Source organism: Pseudomonas sp., from assembly GCF_032058845.1.
Lineage (GTDB): Bacteria > Pseudomonadota > Gammaproteobacteria > Pseudomonadales > Pseudomonadaceae > Aquipseudomonas.
This window is the reverse complement of record NZ_DAMCCR010000041.1, coordinates 1-26,968: the sequence shown is the minus strand read 5'-3', so window position 1 is coordinate 26,968 and position 26,968 is coordinate 1. Positions and strand designations below refer to the sequence as shown.

The window sequence follows — 26,968 nt, the reverse complement described above, 5'->3', positions numbered from 1 at the left end:
GCCTCCCATTACCATTTGCATTTTGTCAGGAACACACCTTGAAAAGTCCCATCCCTGCCAGCCTTCTTTTCGTCGGCGTGTGCAGCACCGTGCCCATGGTTCAAGCGGCCGACGACCTCATCCTGCCTGTCACCCAGATCGAAAGCACCCAAGCCAGCACTGACGCCGCAAGCGTGGGATATGAAGGCAGGGCATCGTCCAGTACCACCAAGCTCGGCCTGACTGACAAGGAAACACCACAGGGTGTGACCACCGTCACCCGCCAGGCGCTGGACGATTTCAAGATCACCGGCATCAAGAACGCCCTGCGCGCCGCCCCGTCGGTCACCGTCGAGCAGACCGAGAGCGACCGCACCGAATTCACCTCGCGCGGTTTCGACATCAACGCCTTCGAATACGACGGTGTCGGCATGCCGTTCGTAGGCGGTTTACTGATCGGCGAACAGGACCTGGCCGAGTACGAGCAGATCGACGTGCTGCACGGTGCAAACGGCTTGATGAGCGGCACGGGCAATCCATCGGCCACCGTCAACTTCGTGCGCAAGCGGCCGACCGATGCCTTCCAGGCGCAGATCGGCACCAGCGTGGGCTCCTGGGACAGCCGTCGGGTGGACGTCGACGTCGCCGGCCCGCTGACCGACAGCGGCAACGTGCGTGGCCGCTTCATCTATTCCCACGACAAAGGCAACTCGTGGATGGACCGCTACAGTCACGAGCGCAACATCGCCGCTGGCCTGCTGGCGCTCGATGTTTCTGATGCCGACACCGTGACCATGGGGTTCTCGCAGCACAACAGCGACGCCAATGGCAGCACCTGGGGCAACCTGCCGCTGGTCGACAGTACCGGCAACCCGATTCACTACAGCAGCCGCAGCAGCAACATCGGCCAGCCGTGGACCTACTGGAACCTGCACACCCAGCGGGCGTTCGTGGAGCTCAAACACGATTTTGGCAACGACTGGAACGCCACGCTGACTGCCACCGGCGTTCAGGAAAAGCAGAACACCAACATGCTGTATGTCGGCTCCGTCGCCGACGACGTGGCCGGCGCCTACGCCAACCACACGCGCAGCGAAGCGCATCAGCTGCTTGGCGAAGCCAAGGTGCAGGGCCCCTTCAGCCTGTTCGGCCGTGAGCACCAGCTGACCTTCGGCACCGCCTATGGTCGTACCCACCAGAAGGGGCAGGAGTATGACGAGAACCTCGAAGACGGCAGCGCCTTCACGACCTCGTTCTCCGGCATTCTGGCAGGCGCCACGCCGATGCCGTCGTTCGGCGTCACCAGCGAAGCCCTCGGGCAGAATTTCCAGGACACGCAGAAGAGCGTCTTTGCCGGTGCTCGCTTCAGCCTGGCTGACGACCTGCACTGGATCGCCGGCGCGCGCATGATCAGCGCCGATGGCAAGGGCGACAGCTACGGCAGCGAGCACTCGACCCGCGAGCACGGCGAAGTCACACCCTACACCGGCCTGGTCTACGACCTGAACGATGCCTGGAGCGTCTACGGCAGCTGGACCAAGATCTTCAACCCGCAATACAACGCGGTGGGCACCGATGGCCGCCTGCTCGATCCGCTGGAAGGCAAAAGCATGGAAGTGGGCGTGAAGGGCAGCCTGATGGACGATCATCTGCACCTGACCGGCGCACTGTTCAAGACCGAGCAGCGCAACGTGGTCATCTCGTCGTTCTACGATGGCCGGCAGACCCTGTCCATCCCCGGCGATATCAAGAGCCATGGTCTCGAGCTGCAGGCATCCGGCGAAATCACCCCAGGCCTGGACCTGCTCGCTGGTTACACCTACGTGCATGTGGACAACGACGAGGGCGAGCGTGCCCGCAAATACGTGCCGGCCCACGCGGTGCGCGGCATGCTGACCTATCGCCTGCCAAGCCTGCCGCAGATGAAGGTCGGTACGCGGGTCAGCTGGCAAACCAAGGTGGAAAACGACAACAACCGCGCGATTGCCCAGAATGCCTATGGCCTGGTCGACCTGATGACCAGCTACGACATCGACAGCAACTGGAGCACTTCGCTGAACCTGAACAACGTCACCGATCGCAAATACCTGCTGTCGCTGTACAACAACGCCACCACCGCCAGCTACGGCGCGCCGCGCAACCTGACGGCGTCGGTGACCTGGAAGTACTGATCGGGTGATCGGCTTCGAGCGCGTCCGTGAGGCGCCTCGAAGCCTGATCGACAGGCAGGTTCGGTCTTGCACGCTGGCCTGACCGGTAGACGCCCACGTCTTGATCAGTTTTTGACAGTCAAGCAGTTACAGTGATGCCCGCGCTCTGCGTGGGGTCTGGCGCTTGCGGTGCATCATGCTCTGCAACGTGCCTGAGCCAGATACCGCCCGCTGAGCCACATCCCGCTACTTTCCTGTCTGATTCGAATGCGTCGCCGCGTGTTCGATTCATGGCCCGACTGGACGTGTCACGTGATTCGACTTTCCTTTCTGTTCAAAGCCGGGCTATCCATCCTCGGCCTGCTGCTCGTCGCAACGCTGGGTTTCTTCGCCTGGCAGAGTTTCTATCCCGTCCAGGCCGCAGCCGGCTGGCAGGTCCGTGTCGAGCAAGACGATGTACCCAAGGCAGCGTCCCTGGCGCCCTTGGCCGATGGCTCGCTGATGGTCAGCCTGGAGTTGCAGGCCGGCAAAGGCAGCATCGTGCGAATCCACTCCGACGGGAAGCGCGAAACGGTGGTCGGCGGGCTGTCCAAACCCGACGGCATGGTCGCCGCCCAAGGCGGCTGGGTGTACAGCCAGGAAACCGATGGCGCCATGGTGAACCTGCTGAAGGATGGCCAGATCACCCACCTGTTCGAAGGTTTCAGTGCGCAAGGGCTGTGGAATGACGGCGCCGTGCTCTACGCCATCGAAGACCGCCAGGGGAATGGGCGTCTGCTGCGTTACCGCTGGAGCGACCAGACGCTGACGGTGGTGCGCGATGGCCTCAACGAAACGGAGTCCATCACGCGCTGCACGGATGGCCGGCTGTTGTACACGGAAAAGCAGGCGGGTGTGGTTCGCCAGCTCACCGAAGACCGCCGTGACCCCGTCGTGCAAGCCAACCTGAACCAGCCGACCTACCTGATGTGTGACCAGCGCGGCCTGTGGATAAGTGAGGATTCCACCCACCGCGCGCGCTTGTTGCTGATCGATGCACAGGGCGAACGGCACGCGATCCTGTCATTCCTCAAAGCACCGCAGTCCATCGTACGCACCGCCAAAGGCACCTATCTGCTTGCCGAAGGAGGGCGTAACCGGGTGCTGGAGCTGTTACCCCCGCCGGTCGGTGCAGGTCAGTAAAGGCCACGCGCTGGGATGGCGGGGCGTCATTCCTCGGGTTGTGCAAAGCACAGCTGTGCACAGCATCCACCCCCCTCGCGGTTGCCGATCAGCAGCCGGCCACTGAGTTTGTCCATGATCATCTCGACGATGGCCAGGCCCAGCCCGGCGCCTTGCTCGCTGCCTCTGCTGTAGAACCGCTCCAGCAGGCGCGGCGCGTGCGCCTCGTCGATACCGGGCCCACGATCCTGCACGCGCAATAGCTCTGCGCCATTGTAGTCGCGGGCCAACGTGACCTGGATCGCAATCAATTGGCTATCTACGCAGCCAGTTCGGCTTCACGCTTGGCAATAGCGGCTTCCAACTCTGGGGAGCGCTTGGCCCATTGTTCGGGAGGAAGGGGTTTTGACCATTCGATGATTTCCGGGTAGAGCAGATCAGGTGGAGGGGCGAGCTTCCAGGTCTGAAGCATCATGGCCAGCGGCGTGCCCAGGAGAAACATTGAGGAAAACAGCCACAGCGCCTGACCAAATCTTCTGGCCATAAGATGACCAAGTATCCCCGTTAAAAAACCGTAGCAGATGCCTAAAACAACCCCTTTCCTGCCGAGCTTGCCACGGATGTTTTCCAAGTCGTTGTCGAGCGAGATTGCGTCTGCTCCAATCTCCATGTAACTGCGCATGCACTCCCAAAGGCTCATCGCGGTTTCACCGCCACCGCAGCTGAATCCGATACTGAAATCGCGATCTTCCTCAGGCGCGTCAGGATCGGGATTTCGGAATCCTATTACCAACAGACCCTGTGTCGTTTTTGCGTGCGGGCCGCCGGAACTCACCGCAACGGCCTGGGCGGTGACTTGCTCCCAAGGGACGATCCAGTAGTGGCCATCTTTGAGTGGCACGCAAACTTCACGACGTTGACGGTTGAAACGCAGGGGTAGAGGCACTGGTTGGATCAACAGGTAGATTAGAAGCAAAAGTGGGAAACCACAGAAACACATGAATCCATACCAGTAAGCAGCATCAAAATCAGTGCCCTGGGGTATCCAGAAAAAAATTAGCAGGATAGGCCACAACATCATCACGTAAGTACCAATGCTGTAAGACCCAATATCAATAAATACCTCGTTCTTCCGCCAAATAATGTTGAGTACATCCTTGGGCTCTCTGCCAGTGGGTACAACTGGAGGCGCAAGATAGTCCTCTCGTGAGAACATTCGTTTTCGGCTGCGAGGCGAGGCTGAAGTCATGATTTATCCTTGGGGTCAGAATCTGAAATGTTGTTTTAAACCCTGCGCTAGATGTCGGCCTGTCACTGCCTGATAACGACCCCACCAAGGTGCAGGATGATATTTCGTGGTCAGGCCTTATAATTTTTATTTGCTAAGTCTGTTGAGCCGCCATTTCTGCCTCGCAGTGGACGATAGCGAATTCAAGTTCATCGGAACGCTTAGCCCATTGGTCAATAGGTAGGGGTCTTGACCATTCCACAATAGCGGGGTCGGTCAAATCCGGGGGAGGGTCGAGTTTCCAGTTCTGCAACTTTTCAGCCAAATAGGTTCCAAGGAATATCACGAAAAACAAGCCGTGCAGAACGTCCAGGATATCGCCCTTCAGCAGGCTGGTGACGATTGAGCCAATCTGGGTCTCGGCATAAGGTACTTTACCCAAGCGAGTGTCAGGAACAGCGTCTTCTCCTACCTCCATATAGCTGCGCATGCATTCCCAGAGACTCATGGCTGTTGTGCCGCCGCCGCAGTTGAATCCGATGCTGAAGTCGCGATCTTCCTCAGGTGCGTCAGGATCGGGATTTCGGAATCCTATTACTAACAGACCCTGTGTCGTTTTCGCGTGCGGACCGCCAGAACTCACCGCAACGGCCTGGGCGGTGACCTGCTCCCAAGGGACGATCCAGTACTGGTCATGTTTGAGTGGTACGCATACCTCCCGGCGCTGACGGTTAAAACGAACTGGGAGAGGAACAGGGCTTACCAGACCTTTAACTACAAGAAGAATGGGAATTCCGAGAATAAATAATGAAAGCGCTAATGCCCCGCCAAAATAGCCATCGGAATTTCTCTCTTCGTGTACAAAAAAGATACTCATTAGCAGGACTGGCCAAATAGCCATTACGGCGGACCCAATGCTGTAAGAACCTATGTCTAGAAAAATTTCGTTTTTACGCCAGATGATGTTTAGTACGTCCTTAGGTAAATTCCCGGTCGGTATGGCTGGTGGCGCTAGATAGTACTCTCTTGAAAAAAACTTTTTCTTTGTGGTACCTGCAGGTGGCGTGCACATTTATTTTCCTTGGGCTTCAAAACGCTGCAAATCTAAATTTTGATTAATGCACGATCTGCGCTGCCAGTTCGGCTTCACGCTTGGCGATAGCAGCTTCCAGCTCTGGGGTGCGCTTGGCCCATTGTTCGGGAGGAAGGGGTTTTGACCATTCGATGATTTCCGGGTAGAGCAGATCAGGTGGAGGGGCGAGCTTCCAGGTCTGAAGCATCATGGCCAGCGGCGTGCCCAGGAGAAACATTGAGGAAAACAGCCACAGCGCCTGACCAAATCTTCTGGCCATAAGATGACCAAGTATCCCCGTTAAAAAACCGTAGCAGATGCCTAAAACAACCCCTTTCCTGCCGAGCTTCTCTCGGATGTTTTCCAAGTCGTTGTCGAGCGGGATTGCGTTTGCTCCAACCTCCATGTAACTGCGCATGCACTCCCAAAGGCTCATTGCGGTTTCACCGCCACCGCAGTTGAATCCGATACTGAAGTCGCGGTCCTTCGCATGTGCTTCAGGGTCAGGGTTTCGGAATCCTATTACCAAAAGACCTTGTGTCGTTTTCGCGTGCGGGCCACCAGAACTCACCGCAACGGCCTGGGCGGTGACTTGTTCCCAAGGGACGATCCAGTACTGGCCATCTTCGAATGGTACGCATACTTCACGACGTTGACGGTTTAAGCGAATCGGCAGGGGGACGGGGTTTATCAACCCTATAATGATGAGAACAAAAGGAATTCCGAGAATAGACAACATAAACGCAAATGTTCCTCCCAAATAGCCTTCATTAGCACTTTTGTAATGTACGAGCCAAATAGCGAAGAGCAGCGCTGGCCAGATGGTCATGATGGCAGAACCGACGCTGTAGGAACCAATATCGAGAAAGACTTCATTTTTGCGCCATACCGTATTCAGCACGTCCTTAGGTGTCTGTCCGGTCGGTATCGCTGGAGGCGCCAGATGGTCCTCCTGTGAGAACAGTCTTTTACGGCTGCCGGGCGAAGCAGTAGTCATGGTTTATCCTTGGGTACTAAGTAGCTGGAATTGTGGTTTGGCCCTAGACGGTGAACGGCAGCCCGATCTAATTCGGATGTTTGCTCATTGGAGCGCAGCGTGATGATGTCGTCGTCGGGAGACAATGTGTAGACAAGGCCTCTCGCTCCGCCGATAACGGCACCATCATGAGCTAACAACGCGATTGGACTTAGGTAACACAAACGTATGGATAGGCGTGCGAGTGGCCAGTGAAAGTTTCCACTCAAACGCAGCCCCTGGCCGGCACTGATGGGTATCCAATCACATCGACTCGCGGTTAGCCATGAGGCTCCGAGGTCAGTCGGTGTGCCCCGGACACCGCTGCCAAAGCCAACTGATCGTGGAATTACATTGCCGCTCATGGCCAAATCGATTTGTGCAGATCCCGGAGCAGCACCGGGCAAGTCGATAATGAGTCGACTGATACCGCTCTGAATAATCGTATCGTCGAGTGAACCGTGGATATGGAGGTCTCTGGTTTCCATGGAAAGGCGGGGCTGATACAAAAGCATCGTTAGCTCATTGAGTTCATCCAGTTGTGCCTGAGGAGAAATTGGCTTGTTGACGCGAGAGCGCCCATGAGACCAACAGCATTTCCTCAGGTAGTTTTGCAACGGGCTGGCTTGGAGGAGCCAGGCAATCAAATAAATAGTACCCAGTACCAGAAGCAACAGATTCATTGGCCCCATAGCCAAGCGAAAGATCTTTATAGCCATTGGGGTCGAGATTTTGTTAGATAACCGCAGGCCGGTCAGACTCAGCCCTAGAACCGCTTGGGCCCAAAATACAGAAACTTGTCCGGTGACGGCCAACTGCTTTATTTTAAGCCATGGATCGATAGCTGTTTGAGCGTTTTCTATTTGGAATTTAAGTGATTCTAGTTCGTTGTTGGCCGCTGAGGCCGATAGCAATCCCACAATCCCACCAAACAACGTGAGCGTCGGAGCAGTTATAGAGTGTCCCATAGGCATTTGCGCAGTTATTTCTTTGATTCCCTTCCCCAAAATCATCCAATTCTGAACCACCGCCCCTAACGCAGCCCCTGCATACAAATAAGCAGAAAGCCTATCCGCCTCACGCTGCGCATCGCCACCTTCCATCGCATCAGCCTGCCCGGCATAACTACCGGCGTTGAGCGCGTTAACCACCAGAGCCGCCAACGGCAACAGACCGCCGGAGGCCTTGACCGCGGGGGAGTTGACGATTCCGCCGACCCGCCCAACGGCGATGGCTTGAGCGGTAGTGCGTGTCCACTGCCCCAAGGCATTGGCCTTTTGGCCCACCAGGCGCCACACCGCCACGCCGTTTTCGATACCCCGAAGCAAGCGGGTGTCTTCACCCAAACGCAGGACTATGAACAGCCCCATCGGAAGCGCCGTACCGTTGCGAGTCTGAATCAGTGACGCGGCCAAGCGTGCAAGTGTCGCCGTCCACGCGCCTTCCAGGTTGCTCGTCAGACGCTCGATGTTGCGCAGCGTGTCGGGGTCCAGGATCTTGGCGATGGCGGCGCGAGTGTCGGCCAGGTTTTCAAGGCTCAATGCCGTCACCAGCTCATTGAGGCGTGAGGTGTTATTGACCGCAGCCTCCAGGCTTGGGCTCCAGGCTTGAAATACCAGGCGCAGCAAGCCCGGATCGTCGCTGCTGATGTACTCGGAAAACTGCGTGGCACCTTCGCTGCGGCTGCATTGGGCGCTGAGGCAGGCGACCGTCAGGCTTTCCAGCCACTTGAGGTGGTCTTCGTTGCCTTGGTCGACATACCACGTGCCATGCTCACTGCGTGGCAGGTAGATTTTACGATCGGCGTAGAGCAGTTGATGGCGTGCCTCGACCTGTTTGAAGTGATGCGGAGCTTCGTGATCGAGCCAGTGGTTCATGCGCTTGAGGTCGATGTACTCTGCAACCTTGGTCGCACCCTGTCCGCCTTTATGGGCGCTGACTTTTTCTTCGTGATACTCAAGCACGAGTTGTTGCACTTCATGGTGAAGGGCGCTCGGGATGAAGGTGCGCACCTTGCTCAGCACCGTTTCTTCTCGGTTGCGCACTTGGGCCAGCATCGCGTCCGCCTGGGCATGCCCATACCGTCGGCCACGCTGCTGGTTGATGTGCGTTTCTTCGGCCAAGAGGCTATAGAGCTGTGTTCGGCTGTCGACCAGTGTCTTGCCCTGTTCTGGCGTTAGTTGCAGGTTGTGCTCGCGATAACGGTAATTGAGCAGATTGGCAACTTCGCCGCCATCTTCGGTGAGCAGGCTGCGAATGAAGCTTCCAACGGTTTGACGCAAGCTGTTGTCGGCGACCCATTCCTCATGGTCTGCCTCGACTTTGTTTTGCTCATGATCGATATCCCGCAACACCCCCAGATCATCATCCAGCGCAGCAAAAACGCCGTACAGCGGCCCAGCTTGCTGCTGGGCAGCATCAAGCCAGCTTTGGGCGGTTTTGAGCGCCCAAGGGCTCGCGCTCCAGCTTCCAGGCGCTTCTACGGGTTGCCCAGGCGGTTGCTGGCCGGCCACAGCTTCAAGCGCGTGTAACCATTCGAGACTGTCGAGGTAGGCTTTGACGTTGTCCGCCGTAGGCTTGGCGAACATGGCTTCACCCAAGGCTTCGCTGCCCGCACGATACTGGGCGCCGTTCTCCTGAAAATCATGGGCCAGGGTTCGTTCGCGCACGTCCGGCATCAGTTCGGCAATCACCTCTGGCGCTTTGGCGAGCGGCGGGCAGCGTGTGGCTGAGAGGGTTCGGGCAATCTGCACAAGGCCGATGCGGCGCATGCGCTGGCGCCGCTCATCGCTGTTTTTCAGGCGCTCGCAAGCGGCTTGGCTCAAGGGCATTTCGCTGTAGAGCATCCAGGCATCGGTGTTCTTTTTCAGCGCGAGGCCGGCCAATGCGCCTGCTGTGAGCACGGTATGGGGTTGGGTCAACGCTTGCTCGAGCAATAGACCATCGGCCGCCACCGCATAGCGTTGCAGCGGCCCGTTGCCATGCCACAGGTACACATAGCCCGCGCGCAAACGGCGCAATGCCATCTCGTGACTTCGGGTCGGGCAGGGCGGTGCAAAATCGGCGTGTTCGGCGCCTTGTTCGGCCATGGCGTAGCGGCAGGGCACCACGAAGATGTCCGCATGGCGCGCTGGGCAGGTGCTGACAGGGCTCGACAGGTCTTCGCTGCCGAACTGGCTTTTCGCAGCCTGGTCGGCGGCGTTCAGGTTGCGGATTTTCTCAAGTGCTCGAGTCGTCATGCGAAAGACTCCGTTTTGGTCAGCAACCAACCGCGACACAACTCCAGCAACAGGGCATCCAGGCGTTGTGTGGGGTTCAGCGTTGGCTGTTGAAGAATCTGGCGATAGGCCTGATGGTCATGGGCGTGTGGAAATGTCGAGCCGTGCTCGGCGACCAAGGCTGACCAGCGGGCCACTTCGTTGGGCGCGCAGTACCCATAACGAGCGGCTCCTTCGCGACACAGTGCTGCCCATTGCTGCTGTTCGGCACTCGAACAGGGGCTGAAACTTTTGGGGAAGTAGCGGCGCACGTGCGCCATCACTTGCTGGTCGACGATCTCCAATCTGGCTTGGTTGAGCGCCTGCAACTGCGGTTCACCGAGATACAGCCAGGGCCGCGTGGAAAATGCCTGGGCACTTTGTCGGTCTTGCTCGCGAACGATCCAGTGCTCGCTCTGGCCGTCCCGTGCGGGCATGCGCACGCGGCTGACCGGGCCCAGCATGTAATCCTTCTCGGCGGGGCTCAGGGCTGCAAGCCAGTGACGCATGATGCGGGGGTCGTAGTAACGGAACAGCATGGAGGCGTCACCGCTCACCCGCGCGTGAACCAGGCTACGCAGATGTTCAGACAGTGGCTGCAGAGCGGCAGTGCTTTCGATGAGCAGACCGGCGTCATGCTGCCACTCATCGGTGAAAGCGCGTTCCAGTGCGCTGTGGGGGCGCAACGCGACCAAGACAGGACCGACATCGAATGCCGCTCGATAGGGTGTTCGATGGTAGAGCCACTCGGCAATCGGGTTGTCGTCCAGACGGCACAAACGGCCTGGCAGATTTTCGATCTGTGCACCATCGAGCAGCAGATAACGCGAGACGTTGCGGGTCATGGCGTCGCTTCCAGTTGTTGGCATATCTCGCAGACGGGTTGAGCCGCTGTGGCGGCTCGCTGCAAGGCCTGACGCAAGGCGGGAATGAGCAATTCACCGGCCTGATCCGCCGCCGCCTGCCTCAACACCCCCGGCAACACCGGCGCCGCACCCGCACCACTGCCCGGGCTGCCACCACTGTTCACATTCACCACCGGCCCGCTGATCGTCACGCCCCCGGCATCGATCCTGATAAAGCTCCCGCCGGCCTTGAGCGTCAGTTCGCTGCCCGCCTCCAGCACCATCTTCAAGCCACTGCTCAGGTGAATCTCCTGGCCCGCCTCGACAAACTGCCCCTGACCGATCCGGGCGTGCTGATTCATCGCCACGGTCAGATGGTCATCCGCCCGCGCCTCGACTTTGCGGTCGGCATGCACGGTGTGGTGCTCTTCGGCCTTGAACTCGCTGTAGATGTTGGCTTCAACGGTGTCGTGACGCTCATGGCCGACGCGGATGATCTGGTCGTGCTGGATGTTTTCCTCCCAGTCGCGCTGGGCGTGCAGGAAGATCTGCTCCTGGCCTTTCTTGTCGTCGATGCGTAGCTCGTTGAAGCCGCCGCCACCGGGCGAGCTGAGGGTCTTGAAGGTGCTGCGGGTCTTGTTGGCCGGCAGGTCGTACGGGGCCAGGTTCAGCGTGTGGTACAGGCAGCCGCTGATCAGTGGCTGGTCGGGGTCGCCTTCCAGGAAGGTCACCAGCACTTCCATGCCAACGCGCGGAATTGCGATACCGCCATAGCGCGCACCGGCCCAGGCCGAGCAGACGCGCAACCAGCAGCTGGTCTTGTCGTCGCCCTGGCCCTCGCGGTCCCAGTGGAATTGCACCTTCACGCGGCCGTACTGATCGCAGTGGATCTCTTCGCCCTTGGGGCCGGTCACCACCGCGCTCTGAGCGCCGAGCAGGCGTGGCTTCGGGTGCATCAAGGGCGGGCGGTTCGGCACGTCCCACGGGGTGGCCTTGAAGCGATTGCGATAACCGAACTGAAAGTCATCGCTCGGCTCCCGCGTGTCGCTGGTCACCGATTCTTCGAGGACCTGGGGCTGTTTGCCCTCATGCAGGACCTCAGTGAGCAGCCACAGGTCATTCCAGCGCGCCTCACTGTGCTGGGTCAGGGGCAGGAAGTGGCCGCTGACCAGCAATGGCTGGTCACTCTGACCCTCGGCCAGCCGATGGTCGCTGCGGTGGCGCTCAAGCGCGCGCCTGGCCAGGTGCTTGCCGCGCTCGCGGTCAGTGAATCGACCGGGGTAGGCGTAGGCTTCGAGGTCGGGGAGGGCGTCGCTGCGCTGTTCTGCGTCGAGCTCGAAGCGCGGTTTTTCAAAGTCGTAGTCGCGCTGGGTGACGCGACTGGTGCGGGTTTCCAGGCGCAGGTCGAAGCGCTTGATGACCGGGTGGTCAGCGACCATGCCGGCGTCTTGCTGGTAGGCCACCGGTTCGAGTTTCGGGAAGGCCGTCTGGTCATCGCCAAACACCAGCAGGTGGGCCGTGGCGCTGTGCTGGAAGTGGTAGTGGATGCCTTCTTCTTCGCACAGGCGCTGGATGAACTGCAGGTCCGACTCATCGTACTGAACGCAGTAGAGACGTGTGGGATAAGTCGCCCCGAGGTGAAAGGCGTAGGCGTCACGCTGGATGCCATGCTCTTCGAGCACCTGGCCAATGAGGGTGGGCACGCTGAGGTTCTGGAAAATGCGCTGGTTGATGCGGTGCGCCAGGTTTGCCAACTGCGGGCGCAGGGTCACGGCGTAGCGGGTCAGGCGTTTACCGGCGTCGCCCTGCAGCACGCGAGCGATCTGACCATGAATACCACTGCCATCGGCTGACAGCTGTAGAAAGGCGAGTGTGTGCAGCAGGGTTTCGAGGTCGAGGGCCGCGTGCTCGCTGACCAGCTCGATGTCGAACACGAAGGGTTGGCTGATGGCCTCGCGGCCGGTCAGGGAGAGGACCTGAAGGTCATGGTCCAACCCCGCGATGGTCAGGCTGAAGTGAGTCTGGTTGGCAGGCGCGAACATCCTGGGCTCCTTGCGTCATGCAGCGAGAGGAACAGCATCGACCAGCGCCGCTGGCCGATGTGTCGACACAGTTAGTCAGTCAGCCAGCCTTAGCCGGTGACGGGAGAGCGCCAGTCATCCGAGCCCGAGGTGCCTGACACTTCGTGGGTCCAGGTGATTTTGCGGTAGCTGAATTCCACCTCTTCCAGGTGGGTGAAGTGCGTGAGTGAAGGGTCTTGGCAGTTGTGCATGACAGCCCTGATGTCGACGACGATCGCGTCTTCGAGCGTGGTGGTGTAGTAGTGCTCCTGGGTGCCCATCGCCGAGGTTCGATACCACTGGATGGTGACATCGGTCAGCTTCTCGCCCGATGTCAGCGCCGCCTGCAGCAGCGGCGAGGCCTTGTCGAAGACCTTGGTGATCCTCACCGGCTTGTGAATGCGCTGGCCGGTTGGCTGGCCGGATTGTGGATCACGCGGGATGATCACCTGATGGCTGAAGCCCTGAATCATGACCTGATCTTCGTGACCTTCCTGGTAGGTGTTGCCGACCGAGTCGGCGGTAAAGGCACCGGCGGTGATCAGGCCTTGTTTGGTGCCGGTGATCGACATGTACGCTGGTGTAGCCATGGAGGTGCTCCCTGTTGATAAGTAAGGATGCCCGGGCGAAGAAATCGCTGACGGGTAAACTTGGTTATCAAACATCGTGCCAGCTTAGTTATTATTTATATAAATCAGAGACATGCGAAGTTTGTAGGAATAGTTACCGGCTATTTATCGCGAAAACAGGTTAAAAGTGCGCAAGAACTTGCGCAGTGCTGTGCAAGTTCTTGCGCACTGGGCTGGAGGTCAGGGCGTATGCGGGCTGTGGAGATTTGCCCACAGGCTTTTTATAAATTATTGTGCAACTAGTTGCGCAGTGGAAAAACTGGGGCAGGGGTGACGAATTAATGCTCAGGCAGTTTAGATCGCGGTGATCGCCGCCGACCTACCCAACTGTGATGGAGAAGATTTTCAGCCATCACAGCTGTCGGTAAATACGCTTCCAGCCAGAATAAGTCTTTAAAACGTTCAGGGGATCCGCATGGAACCTGTGTCCAACTAATTTGAACAGCCGGTCTCTTTCGCCGTTGCTAGGTGCATCGCCACGCCACTGGCCCACCAGCCCCGCTACACCTCCACCTCATAACCAAAATCGATATCGCACGCCGCGACCCCGCCGCGCATACCCCAGTTCTGCGCAGGGTGCTCGTCCAACAGCACCAGCACCGCGTCTGCAGGTATCTTCAGCAAAGCGGCCAAGCGTTCGCTGACCTGTTGGTACAGCCGCCGCTTGGTCGCCAGGGTGCGGCCTGCGAATACGGTGATCTGCACGTGCAGGTAATGCTCGCGGTCGCCTGGGGAGCGCCAGTCGTGCGGCGCAAAGCAGTGATAGCGCGCTTGCAGTTCCTCGTCGCTGACCCCGAAGACCTCCCGCAGGCAGGCGTACACCGTTTCTATCACAGCGTGCTTTTGCACGGCATGGCGTTGTACGCCGTCTTCGATCCGAACGATGGGCATGAGCGTCTCCTCAAGCGGTGGGGTGGGCCTTGGCGAAGCTTTTCAGGTGTTCCAGCAATGCGCGCAGGTCGCGGCCTTGGGCGTCGATGAACCAGTCCAGGGCAGCGTCGCGGTCTTCCTCGCGTTTGTCTTGCGAGAGCTTGAACCGCCCCTCGACCTGCAAGGGCTCGATGGCCAGGCCGAGGATGTGGGGGAGGTTGGCCACCACGCGGGGGTCGTGTGGATCGACCCGGTAGGTGGAGCCGTGGTGGGCCAGGCATGCTGCGGTTCGCTCAAGGATGGCCAGGGTTTCAGGCGCCTGATCAATCACTTGAATGCGTGCGTGCATGTGCACGGCAAGGTAGTTCCAGGTGGGTAGCTGGCGGTGTCGATAGCCCTCGGGCGGCACGTAACTGGAGGGGCCCATGAACACGAGCTGGGCCTCCAGGGCGGTGCGTGCTTCAAACTGTGGGTTACGTCGGTCGACATGCCCGAACAAGCTGCCATCCGGGTTACGCAGCAGCGGGATATGACTGCTGCAGAAGCGACCATCGGCCGTTGAGGTGATCAGCGCGAGGGGAAACGCGTCGATGAAACGGTTGATCGCGCCCGGATCAATGCAGCGGTAGTCGGTGTAATGGAAGGGGCACTGGCTCATTGAGGCCTCACGAAACTGAAAAGACGCGTGCCAATGCGGCACGGTGTGGCGCCAGTTGTTGCTGCAGCGATTCAACGATGCTTTGCGAGCGCAGTGCCAGCAGGCTGAACGATCCCGCATCGCCCATGCCATGGCTCGATTCACACAGCCCATTGAAATACAGCGGGGGGTGTTCGGGCAGTGCGACGCGGTAGTCGCGGGCAATGGTCAGCGGATCGTGGCCTTGCGCCAGAGGGGCTAGCAGCGGTGGCCAAGGCTCCTGTCGATCGCCACTGCCCAGGTCAAGGAAACCGGTGGCAAGTACCACCAGGTCGAAGCGCTGGCGGCTGACCTCGCTGCTGAGAAAGTGCTGGCTTTCCAGCTCCACCCCATCGGGCCCGGGGCGACAGGCGAGGATCTCCTGGCAGGTATGCAGGTTGATGCGCTGGCGTTGGTGCAACTGGTCCTCATAGCGCCGAACGTACAGCTGGTTGAGCACATCGATGTCCGAGGCCGAATAATTGGTGTGCACCAGCTCGCGGCGCAAGCGCGCCTTGTTCTCGGGGCTGGCGGCATGGAAGGCGTCGACGAAGCCGGGGAAATACACCTCGTCGGAGAACGGGCTGGTGTCTTTCTGCCGATAGCCGAAGTTGCGGGTATAGCCCACCAGGTGGGCGACCCCTGTCTGCTCACTGGCGTGCAGGAGGATTTCCACCGCGCTCTGACTGCCGCCAATCACCGCCACACGTGCCTCGGGGTGATGTTCCAGGGTAGCGGCAAGGCTTGGCAGGTAGTGATTGAGGTGGCGAATACGCGCATCCTGCAGGCCGGCGAACGGCGCCGGCATGTGCGGCGTGCGGCCAGGGGCGAAGGCCAGGCTGCGGGCATGGTAGACGCTGCCATCGGCGGTCGTCACGCGGTAATAGCCGCCGCGTTCGGCCACCGCCTCCAGGCTTACCGCCTCGCGCTGGTAGTCCACCTGGTGAGCGAAGAACTGCGCGACCCATTTCACGTACTGGGCATATTCCAGGCGCAGCGGGTAATGCAGCGGCAGGTTCAGGTGCTCGTAGAGGCGCTGGTTCTCGAACAGGAAATTGGTAAACGAGTACCGGCTGCGTGGGTTGCGCGGGGTGACCAGGTCGCGCAGCGGATGGTTCTGGATGTCCGAGCCGGGTAACAGCATGCCGGGTTGCCAGTGAGGACCGTCGCGGCGTTCGAGAAAGCGCACCGACAGGTCAGGTGCCAATTCTTCCAGGGCAATGGCCAGGGCCAGGTTGGCCGGACCGAAGCCGATACCCAGAACGTCCAGCAGAGGGGTGGGTGTGCTCATGCTGGCATCTCCCCAACCGATCGCTGCGCCGCCGTTCGAGGCGCTGACTGCTGCGCGGCCAACGCGCGTGCCAGGCGTTCCAGGATGGCGTCGATCTCGTGCTCGCTGATGGTCAACGGCGGCAGGAAGCGCAGCACGGCGCCATGACGTCCTCCGCTCTCGATGATCAACCCTTCGTCCAGGCACGCGCGCTTCACTGCACGCGCCAGTTCCCCCGCCGCAGGAGGATGGCCCAAGGCATCGACGGCGCCTTCGGGGTTTATGAGCTCCACGCCGATCATCAGGCCACGGCCGCGCACATCGCCAATACAGGGAAATTGTTGCTGCAGCGCCAGCAAACCTTGGCGCAGTCGCTCGCCGGTGCGCCGTACGTGCGCCAGAAGATTCTCTTCGCGCAGGAAATCCAAGGTTGCCGCGCCGCTGACCAGGGCGATCTGGTTGCCGCGGAAGGTGCCGGCGTGAGCGCCCGGCTGCCAGCGGTCGTACTCATCGCGGTACACCATGACCGACAGGGGATACCCGCCGCCGATGGCTTTGGACAACAACACCGCATCCGGCACGATGCCGGCGTGCTCGAAGGCGAACATGTCGCCGCTGCGGCCAATGCCGCTCTGTATTTCATCCACCACCAGCGGCACATCGTGGCGGGCGGTGATTTCGCGAACCTGTCGCAGCCATTCGGCGCTGGCCGGAATACAGCCACCTTCGCCCTGGATCGGCTCCACCAGCAGCATCGCCGGTTTGTTCACGCCGCTTTCCGGGTCGCTCAACAGGTTTTCCAGATAAGCCAGGCTGAGCCGTTCGGTCTCCTGTGCATCGACCTGGGCACCAAACGGGCTGCGATAGGTGTAGGGGAAGGGCAGGAACTGGACCTCCGCCGGCATGCCGCTGATGGCCTGCTTGGGCGTCAGGTTGCCCATCATGCCAAGGGTGGCGTGGGTCATGCCGTGGTAGGCGCCCTGGAACACCAGCACCGAACGACGGCCGGTGGCGGTCTTGAACAGCTTCAGCGCGGCCTCGACGGCGTCGGCGCCAGTCGGCCCGCAGAACTGCACCTTGGCTTGGTGCGACAACCCTTCCGGCAGCGCCGCAAACAGCCTGTCCATGAAGCGCAGCTTGGCCGGAGTGGCCAGGTCCAGCGCTTGCTGCAGTTGGCCAGACTGGAGGAATTCGATCACCCGTTGTTGCACATAGGGGTGGTTATGGCCCAAGGGCAGGGCGCCGGCGCAGGCCAGGCAGTCTATATAGCGGCGGCCTTCGTCGTCTTGCACCTGGGCCAGGGAGCCCCAGTTCAGCACGCGCTGGATGCTGCGCGAGTAGGTGCGTGCGCTGGATTCACGTTGATCGAGGGTTTCAAGCATTTCGCTGTTCATCGGTTCACCTTCCTTGGCTACACGGATAACGAGGGAATCATGTCCAGACCTGGCAGGCCCTGGCGCTGGTTGCGCGCTTCACCCAGGCCGTGCAACCAGCGCCGGTATTCCAGGCCCATGCGGTCGCTGACGACATGCATTTCGGCTTTCGGGTCGAGCGGCAGACGCGCTGGGCGCTGCGATTCAACGATGTGACGGTCCTGCTCGAAGACCGTGTTCTGCCGGGACAGAATCTGTTCCAGGCTCAGGTCGGCGCCGAAATTGATCGCCACGATCAGCCAGATTACACACTCGGCTTCATCCACTGGAGTGGCGTTGAAGAAGGTGCAGAAGCGCTCGGTTTCCCCGGTTTTTTTCTTGAAATAGGCCGTGGTGGGGTTGAGCACGGAATACGTGTAGCGCGCATTGACCGGGATGCCACGGTGGTCGCCGAAGGGCTGGAACACGCAGATCTCCGACGAGTGCAGACCGCGTTCGTCTTCGCTGACGGTGTATTTCTTCAGCGGCTCCGGGGCATCGGGCAGACCGTTGAGGTGGGCGTGGACGAACGGAAAGTGCGACGCGTCGATGAAGTTTTCCAGCGAGCGCAGCGCGTTGGCTTTATAGCGATAGGGACCGGCGTGAACCTTGCGGTAGCTGGCGTCCTGCCATTGAGGGAATTCCGGCAGCGGCCGTTGTGGCGCCTCCAGGCTGGCCCAGATCAGGCCATAGCGCTCCTGCGCGTAGTGGCGGAACACCAAGCGCTTGGACGATGGACACGCGCGGTCCGGATGGGCCGGAACGCGGGTGCAGTCGCCGTGCGCGTCGTAGCGCCAGCCGTGGTAAGGGCACTCGATCTCGCCGCCCTTGACTTTCCCGAGCGATAACCGCGCACCGCGATGGCCGCAGTAGTCTTTCCATGCCTGCACCGTGCCCTCGGCGTTGCGCCACAACACTAGGTCTTCACCCAGCAGGCGCACGGCCAGCGGTGTATCGCCATCCACCTCTTCGCTGCGCGCGACCACGTGCCACTGGTTCACCAAGGCGCAGTAATCGAGTTCTTCGCGATTCCAATTACCGTCATACAACATCGGATGCTCCCATTTTCAGGCAAAGGGCTGCCGGGGCAGGCCAGTTGGCTGCCCGTCGACACACGGTTGAGTTAGCGGATTTCCGGCTGATTCGGGTCGAATCGCCAACCCGGCTGGGTCCACCCTTGCAGGTCGTAGTCGGCCATGCATTGCTCGACCAGGCCAGTGCACTGGCGCAGTACCCCGGCGCTCTCGCAGTGGCGCAGCATGTCCAGGCGCACCTGTTCGTTATTGCCGGCGTAGTTGTGCTCGTAGAGCTCGTGGCGCCCGGCGAACTCGCTGCCCATGGCGTCCCAGAGCAGCTTGATCAGCTTCATGCGCTCGCCGGCACTCTGGTCAGTGCCCTGGTAGTAACAGTCGATCAACGGCTGCACAGCCGGGTTTTGCATGTCCAGCCAGCTCGATACCTGCATGATCGGTGAACCGCCAAGGATGGTGTTGAACACCGGCTTGAGCTGGCTCATCATCTGCGTGCCGAAATAGCGCACCGTGGCCGCCGCCTCCAGGCGCGGCACCACAGAACCGTCGCTACGTGATTCCGGGTTCAGGCAGAGGTTCTCGGTCAGTGACCACATCAGGTTGCGCAGCGCGACGATGTCGGCCAGCCGCGCGCGGATACCGCGAAACTCCGCCGAGCCGTTGGACTCCAGGACCTTGGCCAGCAAGCCGCAGATGAAGTCCATTTTCACGGCCAGGCGCGTACCGGACTGCAACGGGTAGCGGTTGAGAAAGCCGGAGGCGGCGTAGAAGCTGCGCGCGCGCTCGATGTCGCGGTAGATCAGCACGTTTTCCCACGGCACCAGCACGCCGTCGAAGATCAGTACCGAATCGTTCTCGTCGAAGCGACTCGACAACGGATGGTCGAACGGGCTCAAGGCGGACGCTTCATACGAGCGGCGGCACATGATCTTCAGGTTCTGGGCATTCATCGGCAGGATGAAGCACAGGGCGAAGTCTTCTTCGGCGCCGGTGCGATACTGTGTGGCGCTGTTCTGCGCCACGAACGTGGCGTTGGACAAGGCGGCGCTGGTGGCAACCATCTTCACCCCGCGCACGATGATGCCTTGATCGGTTTCACGCTCCACATGCAGGTAGATGTCGCGCATGTCGGCGATGTTGCGCGCCTTGCCCACGGGCGGATTGACCAGTACATGGTTGAGGAACAGGACCTTGCGCGCGCTCTTCTGGTACCAGCTCAGGGCATTGTCGTGAAACGGCGCATAGAGGTTCGGGTCCGAGCGCAGCGTGGCGGTGAAGCCTGCCTTGTAGTCAGGGGTGCGCCCCATGAAGCCATAGGACAGCCGCGACCAGTGGGCGATGGCATCGCGGGCCTTGAGCAGGTCCTCGGCCGAACGTGCCGGGGTGAAGTAACGGTGGGTAAGGTAGCCGTCAGGGTCGGCACAGGTCATCACGTCGCGGCTGGCCGGGTCATGCAGGGCGTCGTACAGGCGTGACACCGAGTATGCACTGTTGCGCAGTGCCGGGTGTTGCGTCACATCCTCGACACGCTCGCCGTAGATATACACCTCCCGTCCATCTTGCAAACTTTCCAGGTATTCACGGCCTGTCATCATCTCGTTACGATGCAGCTCTTCCATAAGCGCGCCTGCTTTTCTTGTGGTTATGAATGAATCAGGAAAAATACCGCGCGATCAACATGACGCCCGAACCCAGCACCACCACGTTGATCAGCTTGAGAAATTGTTCGCGTGACATTTTCAGCGTCATGCGCCGCCCGAGCGCGATGCCGAGCACCATGCCAGGCGCCAGCAACAGGGCCAGCCACAGCAATGAGGTGTCGAGGTAGACCCCGGCCAGTGCGAACAGCACCACGCGGGTCAGGGTGCTGAGGCCGATCAGGGTGGTCTGGGTGATGCGCATCGCTTCCTTGCTGTCGATTCGCCCACTCAGGTAGATGGCATAGATGAAGCCGCCGCTGCCGAACAGCGCACTGAAAACCCCACCGATGGCACCAAACGGCACAGCGCTGGCGGGGCTGAAGCGCCGTTGCGGTTTGAGCCCGCTCAGTGAATAGAGGGAATAGCCGACCACGAACACACCCAGGGCCAGGAGCAGGAAATCAGGGCGGGTCTTGAGCAGGATGGCCGCGCCGATCAGGCTGCCGAGCACCATCATCGGCACTAGCCGGCGCAGCTCGCTCCAGTCGGCCTTGCGCCCATCACGGCTGACGTTGATGAAGGCCGCGCACATGTCCATCAGCGCCAGTAGCGGCACGATCTTGGCGATGGGGATGTAGAGCGCAAGGATCGGGCTGGCGACCAGCGCAGTGCCGAAGCCGGCAATGCCAAAGATGATGTAGGCGCACAGCAGCGTGATGAACACGACCGCATAGCCGGACCAGCCAAACGAAAATACCTCAGCCATTGAGTCAAGTTCCATTTGATTGAATTACAGGCCCCGAGCCTTCCTTGGCTTGGACAATACGGTGAAGAGGTTAGAAAGAATTTACCCCCTCACCATTAAACTTAAGTCTACTTCTCACGCTGGCGAAGACAGGCTATCGCTCGCAAGCGCGGTCAATTGCCGAAGTTGCGACAACCGACTGCGCGTTCGAGAAATGTCCGCCACTTCGGAGTTATCCACAGCCTCGTTCAGCGGCAGCGCGCTGATCAGAAACAGCTCGCAGCGTCGGTCATAAAGCACATCCACCAGATTGATGAAGCGCTGCTGCGCCGCTGCCGAGGCTGTGGATAACTGCGGCAGGTCTTCGACGATCCAACGGTCGTGGTCGGCCACCAGCGCGAGATAGTCCATGGTTGCAGTCGGCCCCTCACAGAGGTGCTTGAACGAACACTGCAAGGTTCGTCCTTGCACGGCCAGTACCCGCAACAGGCGATAGCCCACCTTCAGGTCCTGGCCGCCAGCAGGCCGCGGCGCCAACCCCAGCGCCGCGCGCTGCGCCGCACTGCCCGGGCACACGAAGGCGCCCTGGTGAAACGGATCAGGCTCGGCGCCTTCCAGGCCCCGATAGTCCACCTCACCGGCCACCGAAAGAATGTCCATGCGCTGCTCGATCAGCTCGATGGTCGGCAGGAAACGCTCGTGGTAGAGCGGGTTGGGCAGCAGTTGGTCGGGTGCGTAGTTGGAGGTGGTCAGCAGCACCACGCCGCGGGCGAAGATGGCCTTGAACAGGCGACTGATGAGCATCGCGTCGCCGATGTCATGCAGGTGGAATTCGTCGAAGCAGAGCAGCCGGCAATCGCCCAGCATCTGTTCCAGTGCCGTGTCCATGGCGTGGCCGCTGTCGGCATGCTCGAACAGGCGCTGGTGCAGTTCGCGGAAGAACGCGTGGAAATGCACGCGGCGTTTCTGGGTGAGAGCGATGGCGTCGAAGAAGCCGTCCAGCACGAAACTCTTGCCACGCCCCACCGGGCCCCAGAGATAGAGGCTGCGGGGCTGGCTGCGGTGATTGGGGGTCAGCAGCTCCTCGGCCATGCGCCCGAGGCGGTCGATGGCGGCGAGCTGGAAAGCATCGAGCGTGTAGCTGCGCTGGGCAGCGTTTGCGTGCAGCGCGGCGATCACGCGCGCGCCGGGAGAGGTCGAGGTCATGGTCTTCGTTCCTTGCAGGCCAAGGGAAGACATTCTAGGGGCTATCGCAGCGTAGAGACATCTTCCTGGGCGTTACCTGATCGTTATCGGCTGAGCAACGCCAGGGGCAAACGGTGTTCACATCACTTACCGGCTGCAGTTCAGTCCATGCGGGGGCGCAACGCTTCCGAGGCATGGGCGCTGGCTCCCCCAGCGTAAGGGAAAGCCCTGCGCGTACAGGGTTCACTGCATCGAAAACTGCCTCGGGAAGACGCGATGATCTTGGTGGCCGAGATGCGGGATGGCTTGCACTGAACTCACTGCCGAGGGTGGCGGCCGCTGGAGCTAGGGCCAGTCTGGAGTCTGCTCGAGGGTGTGACCGGCTTCACCATCCATCTATTTCTTACTTCGATACGCCCTTTAAATCCCCAGGAACGGGAACTTTCGCTACCTATTCCGCTCTGTCTCACGAATATTACAGGTCATGTCAGTTTGCTTGCATCTGCCATCACCTTGAGCCCTTCAGCGCTCATCTCCCGAATCTGGAACGGAATCTCTATGCCTGCTTCTACAAGGATGTGGATGGGAGTGTGCGCAGCCACGCTTGCCCTCACTGCCTTTTCGCCCGCTTACGCTGCCACCCCTGGCGAGCAGGACATGATTCGTGAGCGTCAGGATCGCCTGCTTGACGAGCAGCGTCGGCGTTTGCAGGAACTGCAGGATTTGCCCGGCAAACAGGCCACCCCGCAAACGCCTGCAACCCCGGCTGACACCCGCTGCTTCGACATCAAGACCATCGAGCTCAAAGGCGCCAACGGCCTGTCCGACCGCGAGCGTCAGGCCTTGACCGAGCCTTACCAAGGCAAATGCCTGGGCGTCTCGCAGCTCAATGAGCTGCTCAAGGCCATCACCGACCACTACCTCGACAAGGGCTGGGTCACCACCCGCGCCTATTTACCGCAGCAGGACTTGTCCACAGGCCAGCTGCAGGTGCTGGTGGTCGAAGGCACGCTGGAAAAGCTGCGCACCGACGCAGACAGCGGCCTGTCCGAACGCGAGCTGGCGATGACCTTCCCAGGGCAGCAGGGCGAGCGCCTCAGCCTGCGCGAGATCGAACAGATGGTCGATCAGCTCAACCGCTTGCCCTCCAATCAAGTGCGCATGGAACTGACCCCCGGCCAGGCGGTGGGGGGCAGCGATGTGCTGGTCAGGAACGCGCCGGACAAACCGTGGCGGGTCAACCTGTCGCGCAACAATGACGGCCAGCGCAGCACCGGCGAGCAGCAGTGGAACGCCGGCCTCGACTGGGACAACCCGCTGGGCCTGGCCGACCAGTTCAGTGTGCGCGGTGGCCATGATGCGGTCAGCGACCATCAGCGCGGTTCGCGCAACGGCTTGCTGTCATACAACGTGCCGTGGGGCTGGTGGAATTTCAGCTACTTCTACAGCGAAAGCCACTACCGCTCGCGCATCGATGATGTGCAAGGCACCTTCAAGCAGGACGGCGACAGCCAGACCCACCAGTTCAGCGCCGAGCGGGTGATTCACCGCGATGCCCTGAGCAAGACCTCGTTCAACCTCGGCCTGGCGCACATTCGCACCAACAATTTCCTCGACGAGAACAAGCTTGAGCTGAGCAGCAACCGCATCACCGAGGCACAGGTGGGCATCAACCACGGGCGGCGCATCGGCTCGGCCTTCGTCAACCTCGACCTGGGCATGCAGCAAGGCATCGGCCTGCTCGACGCCCAGGGCAATCACGACCCGGGCCCGGGTGAGGCCGACGCGCGCTACCGCAAGTACACCGGCACGGTCAGCTATCTGCACCCGTTCCAGCTGTGGGGCGAACGCCTGGCGTTTACCAGCCTGGCCACCGGCCAGCGCAGCGAAGACCCGCTGTACAGCCCGCAGCGCCTGAGCCTGGGCGGCTCATCGTCGGTGCGCGGTTTCAAGGACCAGTTCCTGGCCGGTGACAGCGGCGGCTACTGGCGCAACGAACTGCGCCTGACCCGGCCAGTCACCTTCGACGCCCTGCGCCCTGTGCTGGGCGAATACGGCGTGGCCATCGGCTATGACCAGGGCGTGATCCGCAACACCCGCTACAACGGCAACGAGCACGGCCGCATCAGCAGCAACTCGCTGGAGCTGTTCGCGCGCGGCGAGCATGTCGGCGCGTCCGTCACCTTTGCCCACTCTCTGGAGCGTCCTGACGTGCTCGATCGCGAAGCGCCGATCTATTTCCGCATGGACCTGTTCCTTTAATCGTTTTTTGAAAACTGCTGTTTTGAGGTTGCCTACATGGACGTTCGCCATTTGACCCCGCGTACGCATCAGCCAGCTGCTGATCGCCCGAATTTCGTGGGCCTGCCCAAGCGCCTGCTGGCCGTGCTGCTGGCCAACGTGATGTTCTGGCAACCGATCTGGGCGATGGCCGATGGCATCGCCGTGAACGGCAGCACCAACACCACGCTCGGCCAGGCCGGCAACGGCGTGCCGGTGGTGAACATCGCCGCGCCCAATGCCGCAGGCCTGTCGCACAACCAGTACCAGCGCTACAACGTCGACAGCAACGGGGTGATCCTCAACAACTCCACCCAGGCCATCCAGGCCACGCAACTGGGCGGCAACATCCTGGGCAACAAGCAGTTGGGCGGGCGCGCGGCAAGCACCATCCTCAACGAAGTGAACGGCGCCAACGCCACCCAGCTCAAGGGCTACACGGAAGTGGCCGGGCAGGCAGCACGGGTCATCGTTGCCAACCCGCATGGCGTGACCTGCAACGGCTGCGGCTTCATCAACACCCCGCGCGTGACCCTCAGCACCGGCAAACCGGTGCTCGATGCCACAGGCAAGCTCGATCATTACGCGGTCGACGGCGGCAGTGTGACCATCGACGGGCAGGGGCTGGACGCCAGTACGGTCGATCAGTTCGACATCATCACCCGTTCGGCGAAGATCAACGCCGATATCCACGCCAAGCAGCTGAACATCGTCGCCGGTGCCAACGATGTGGACGCCGACTCCCTGGCCACCAGCGCACGCAACGGCGACCCCGCCGACACGCCACAGTTGGCCATCGACTCCTCGGCACTCGGCGGCATGTACGCCGACGCCATCAAGCTGGTGGGCACCGAGCAAGGTGTGGGCGTGAAAACCGCCGGCAACATGGCGGCCAGCGCGGGCGACATCCAGATCGATGCCAATGGCCAGCTGAACATGGCCCAGGCCTCGGCCAAGGGCGCCCTGAACGTCAACGCGGCCAGCGTGCAGATGACCGGCAAGGCCTACGCCGACAGCGCCACCGTGCGCACTCCCGGTGAATTTTCCAACCAGAAGAGCCTCGCGACGCGCCAGACGCTCGACGTGAAGGCCGCAACGGTCAGCAACGCCGGCACCCTGGCCGCCGGCATCGAAGCCGACAACAGCCGCAACGCCAGCGGTGATGTCACCCTGCACGGCGCCACCGTCCGCAACAGCGGCAGCGTCGAAGCCAGCCGCACGCTGAGCGTCAACGCCAGCAACGCCATCGACAACACGGGTGTGCTGCAAGCCCGCGATACCCGGCTCAGCAGCGCCACCCTGAACAACCAGGGCAATAGCGCGCGCGTGGTCGGTGAAGCGTCGCTGTTCGTCACGGCGCCTGCCATCGTCAACCTCGGTGGGGTGATTCTGTTCGGCAACGGCCAGGACGTCACGCTGGACCTTGACCACCTGGACAACCGGCAAGGCCTGGTTCAAGTCGCCAACGGCACGCTCGCCATCACCACAGGCACGCTCGACAACCGCACTGGGCAGATCGACGCAAAAGCCCTGACGCTGACCAGCGATACCCTCGACAACCAAGCCGGCCTGCTCTCGGCCCATGACGGCGATGCGCAGATCAAGGTCAGGCAGCGCCTGGACAATGGCCAAGGCACCGTTCAGGCGCAACAGAACCTGAGCCTTCAGGCCGGTGAGGTCAACAACCAGGGCGGTCGGGTTTCAGCCGTCAAGGGCGACCTCGGCCTGGCCACGTCCAGCCTCGACAACCGCAACGCCAGCCTGCTCGGCAGCAACCTCAGCGTGACCGCGTCGAGCCTCGACAATCGCCAGGGCAAGATCGTCGGCGACCGTCTCGACCTCAGCACCACGAGCCTCGACAACCGCCAAGGCAAGGTCATCGGCGAGCGCATCGACCTCACCGCCGCCTCGCTCGACAACCGCGAGCAAGGCTTGCTCGCGGCAGGTGCCCAGGGCCTGGCGCTGAACTTCGCCAGCACGGCCAGCCAAGCGCAGTTGCTCAACGACAGCGGCCGCGTGCAGAGCGATGGCAGCCTGCTGCTGCGGGGCGGCTGGCTGGACAACAGCGGCGGTACGGTCATCGGCCGTAGCGTGAGCATCGACACCACGCGCCTGCTGAACAACGGCAACGGCGCGATCGTCAGCGATGGCGGTGACGTGGCGCTGACCGTCAGCGATGTGCTCAGCAACCTCACCGGCATCATCGACGCGGGTGAAAACGCCGTGACCCTGCGCGGCACTGCTGCCGTGGACAACCGCGGCGGCAGCCTGCGCGGCGAGCAGCTGAGCGTGGATGCCAACAGCCTCAACAACGCCGCCGGCGGCCAGTGGGTCGCCGGCAGCGGCGGGCTGCGCTACACCGGGGGCGCGCTGAACAACGACGGCGGCACGCTGTTGGCCAGCGGCGGGCCTCTGGCCCTCGAGCTGGGCAAGGCAGCGCTGAGCAACCTGGGCGGGATCGTG

Annotated in this window: 20 protein-coding genes; 4 read left to right on the top strand and 16 right to left on the bottom strand. The window is 61.1% G+C overall.

Going from position 1 to position 26,968, the window contains the following annotated elements; genetic code table 11:
* Positions 1-95 precede the first annotated feature (95 nt).
* Both RT028_RS10110 and RT028_RS10105 read left to right on the top strand, forming a co-directional pair.
* On the top strand, positions 96-2,150 hold the full coding sequence (locus RT028_RS10110; RefSeq protein WP_312934622.1) for a TonB-dependent siderophore receptor: 2,055 nt from the start codon (positions 96-98) through the stop codon (positions 2,148-2,150).
* Positions 2,151-2,441: 291 nt separating this feature from the next.
* Positions 2,442-3,311 (top strand): hypothetical protein, encoded by an 870-nt coding sequence (locus RT028_RS10105; RefSeq protein ID WP_312934614.1) that lies wholly within the window; start codon positions 2,442-2,444, stop codon positions 3,309-3,311.
* A gap of 26 nt (positions 3,312-3,337) precedes the next feature.
* Here the strand turns inward: RT028_RS10105 and RT028_RS10100 are convergent, their stop codons facing one another.
* The 16 genes from RT028_RS10100 to zapE form a co-directional block, all read right to left on the bottom strand.
* Positions 3,338-3,601: a sensor histidine kinase gene (locus tag RT028_RS10100; protein WP_312934613.1), complete on the bottom strand. Its 264-nt coding sequence runs from the start codon at positions 3,599-3,601 to the stop codon at positions 3,338-3,340.
* Between the two features lie 8 nt (positions 3,602-3,609).
* Positions 3,610-4,539, bottom strand: a complete 930-nt coding sequence (locus RT028_RS10095; RefSeq protein ID WP_312934611.1) for a hypothetical protein — start codon at positions 4,537-4,539, stop codon at positions 3,610-3,612.
* Positions 4,540-4,672: 133 nt separating this feature from the next.
* A complete protein-coding gene (locus RT028_RS10090) occupies positions 4,673-5,590 on the bottom strand; it encodes a hypothetical protein (RefSeq protein WP_312934609.1) in 918 nt (305 codons plus the stop codon).
* Between the two features lie 43 nt (positions 5,591-5,633).
* Entirely contained in the window at positions 5,634-6,587 is a 954-nt protein-coding gene (locus tag RT028_RS10085; protein ID WP_312934608.1) for a hypothetical protein, read from the bottom strand.
* The gene (locus RT028_RS10080) at positions 6,584-9,844 is read right to left on the bottom strand and encodes a toxin VasX (RefSeq protein WP_312934606.1); all 3,261 of its coding nucleotides are present in this window, start codon (positions 9,842-9,844) and stop codon (positions 6,584-6,586) included. Before RT028_RS10080 ends, RT028_RS10085 begins: the two co-directional genes overlap by 4 nt.
* Positions 9,841-10,707: a DUF4123 domain-containing protein gene (locus RT028_RS10075; protein WP_312934604.1), complete on the bottom strand. Its 867-nt coding sequence runs from the start codon at positions 10,705-10,707 to the stop codon at positions 9,841-9,843. Before RT028_RS10075 ends, RT028_RS10080 begins: the two co-directional genes overlap by 4 nt.
* A complete protein-coding gene (gene tssI / locus RT028_RS10070; RefSeq protein WP_312934602.1) occupies positions 10,704-12,749 on the bottom strand; it encodes a type VI secretion system tip protein TssI/VgrG in 2,046 nt (681 codons plus the stop codon). Before tssI ends, RT028_RS10075 begins: the two co-directional genes overlap by 4 nt.
* Positions 12,750-12,838: 89 nt before the next feature.
* Complete coding sequence (locus RT028_RS10065; RefSeq protein WP_312934600.1) at positions 12,839-13,357, bottom strand: Hcp family type VI secretion system effector; 519 nt, start codon at positions 13,355-13,357, stop codon at positions 12,839-12,841.
* A 540-nt stretch (positions 13,358-13,897) separates the two neighbouring features.
* Positions 13,898-14,287 carry a tautomerase family protein gene (locus RT028_RS10060; RefSeq protein ID WP_312934598.1) on the bottom strand — a complete coding sequence of 130 codons (390 nt, stop codon included), beginning with the start codon at positions 14,285-14,287 and terminating at the stop codon, positions 13,898-13,900.
* 10 nt (positions 14,288-14,297) lie between these two features.
* Positions 14,298-14,924, bottom strand: a complete 627-nt coding sequence (locus RT028_RS10055) for an FMN-binding negative transcriptional regulator (protein ID WP_312934596.1) — start codon at positions 14,922-14,924, stop codon at positions 14,298-14,300.
* A 7-nt stretch (positions 14,925-14,931) separates the two neighbouring features.
* Complete coding sequence (locus tag RT028_RS10050; RefSeq protein WP_312934594.1) at positions 14,932-16,233, bottom strand: SidA/IucD/PvdA family monooxygenase; 1,302 nt, start codon at positions 16,231-16,233, stop codon at positions 14,932-14,934.
* Positions 16,230-17,606, bottom strand: a complete 1,377-nt coding sequence (locus RT028_RS10045) for a diaminobutyrate--2-oxoglutarate transaminase family protein (protein WP_312934592.1) — start codon at positions 17,604-17,606, stop codon at positions 16,230-16,232. The genes RT028_RS10050 and RT028_RS10045 overlap by 4 nt, the downstream gene beginning before the upstream one ends.
* A 17-nt stretch (positions 17,607-17,623) precedes the next feature.
* Positions 17,624-18,676 (bottom strand): aromatic ring-hydroxylating dioxygenase subunit alpha, encoded by a 1,053-nt coding sequence (locus RT028_RS10040; protein WP_312934590.1) that lies wholly within the window; start codon positions 18,674-18,676, stop codon positions 17,624-17,626.
* A gap of 71 nt (positions 18,677-18,747) precedes the next feature.
* The gene (locus RT028_RS10035; protein ID WP_312934588.1) at positions 18,748-20,274 is read right to left on the bottom strand and encodes a 4-hydroxyphenylacetate 3-hydroxylase family protein; all 1,527 of its coding nucleotides are present in this window, start codon (positions 20,272-20,274) and stop codon (positions 18,748-18,750) included.
* Between the two features lie 34 nt (positions 20,275-20,308).
* A complete protein-coding gene (locus RT028_RS10030; RefSeq protein WP_312934586.1) occupies positions 20,309-21,061 on the bottom strand; it encodes a sulfite exporter TauE/SafE family protein in 753 nt (250 codons plus the stop codon).
* 114 nt (positions 21,062-21,175) lie between these two features.
* Positions 21,176-22,246, bottom strand: a complete 1,071-nt coding sequence (gene zapE, locus RT028_RS10025; protein ID WP_312934584.1) for a cell division protein ZapE — start codon at positions 22,244-22,246, stop codon at positions 21,176-21,178.
* A 561-nt stretch (positions 22,247-22,807) separates the two neighbouring features.
* Between zapE and RT028_RS10020 the strand changes: the two genes are divergently transcribed.
* Together RT028_RS10020 and RT028_RS10015 are read left to right on the top strand one after the other, a co-directional pair.
* Positions 22,808-24,487, top strand: a complete 1,680-nt coding sequence (locus RT028_RS10020; protein WP_312934582.1) for a ShlB/FhaC/HecB family hemolysin secretion/activation protein — start codon at positions 22,808-22,810, stop codon at positions 24,485-24,487.
* Positions 24,488-24,523: 36 nt separating this feature from the next.
* On the top strand, positions 24,524-26,968 hold a 2,445-nt coding region (locus RT028_RS10015), incomplete at its 3' end, for a filamentous hemagglutinin N-terminal domain-containing protein (protein WP_312934580.1).

Coding starts and splice junctions, on each gene's coding strand:
- RT028_RS10110 (WP_312934622.1), top strand. CDS start 96: ATGGTTCAAGCGGCCGACGACCTCATCCTGCCTGTCACCCAGATCGAA.
- RT028_RS10095 (WP_312934611.1), bottom strand. CDS start 4,539: ATGACTTCAGCCTCGCCTCGCAGCCGAAAACGAATGTTCTCACGAGAG.
- RT028_RS10090 (WP_312934609.1), bottom strand. CDS start 5,590: ATGTGCACGCCACCTGCAGGTACCACAAAGAAAAAGTTTTTTTCAAGA.
- RT028_RS10085 (WP_312934608.1), bottom strand. CDS start 6,587: ATGACTACTGCTTCGCCCGGCAGCCGTAAAAGACTGTTCTCACAGGAG.
- RT028_RS10080 (WP_312934606.1), bottom strand. CDS start 9,844: ATGACGACTCGAGCACTTGAGAAAATCCGCAACCTGAACGCCGCCGAC.
- RT028_RS10075 (WP_312934604.1), bottom strand. CDS start 10,707: ATGACCCGCAACGTCTCGCGTTATCTGCTGCTCGATGGTGCACAGATC.
- tssI (WP_312934602.1), bottom strand. CDS start 12,749: ATGTTCGCGCCTGCCAACCAGACTCACTTCAGCCTGACCATCGCGGGG.
- RT028_RS10065 (WP_312934600.1), bottom strand. CDS start 13,357: ATGGCTACACCAGCGTACATGTCGATCACCGGCACCAAACAAGGCCTG.
- RT028_RS10060 (WP_312934598.1), bottom strand. CDS start 14,287: ATGCCCATCGTTCGGATCGAAGACGGCGTACAACGCCATGCCGTGCAA.
- RT028_RS10055 (WP_312934596.1), bottom strand. CDS start 14,924: ATGAGCCAGTGCCCCTTCCATTACACCGACTACCGCTGCATTGATCCG.
- RT028_RS10050 (WP_312934594.1), bottom strand. CDS start 16,233: ATGAGCACACCCACCCCTCTGCTGGACGTTCTGGGTATCGGCTTCGGT.
- RT028_RS10045 (WP_312934592.1), bottom strand. CDS start 17,606: ATGAACAGCGAAATGCTTGAAACCCTCGATCAACGTGAATCCAGCGCA.
- RT028_RS10040 (WP_312934590.1), bottom strand. CDS start 18,676: ATGTTGTATGACGGTAATTGGAATCGCGAAGAACTCGATTACTGCGCC.
- RT028_RS10035 (WP_312934588.1), bottom strand. CDS start 20,274: ATGGAAGAGCTGCATCGTAACGAGATGATGACAGGCCGTGAATACCTG.
- RT028_RS10030 (WP_312934586.1), bottom strand. CDS start 21,061: ATGGCTGAGGTATTTTCGTTTGGCTGGTCCGGCTATGCGGTCGTGTTC.
- zapE (WP_312934584.1), bottom strand. CDS start 22,246: ATGACCTCGACCTCTCCCGGCGCGCGCGTGATCGCCGCGCTGCACGCA.
- RT028_RS10020 (WP_312934582.1), top strand. CDS start 22,808: ATGGGAGTGTGCGCAGCCACGCTTGCCCTCACTGCCTTTTCGCCCGCT.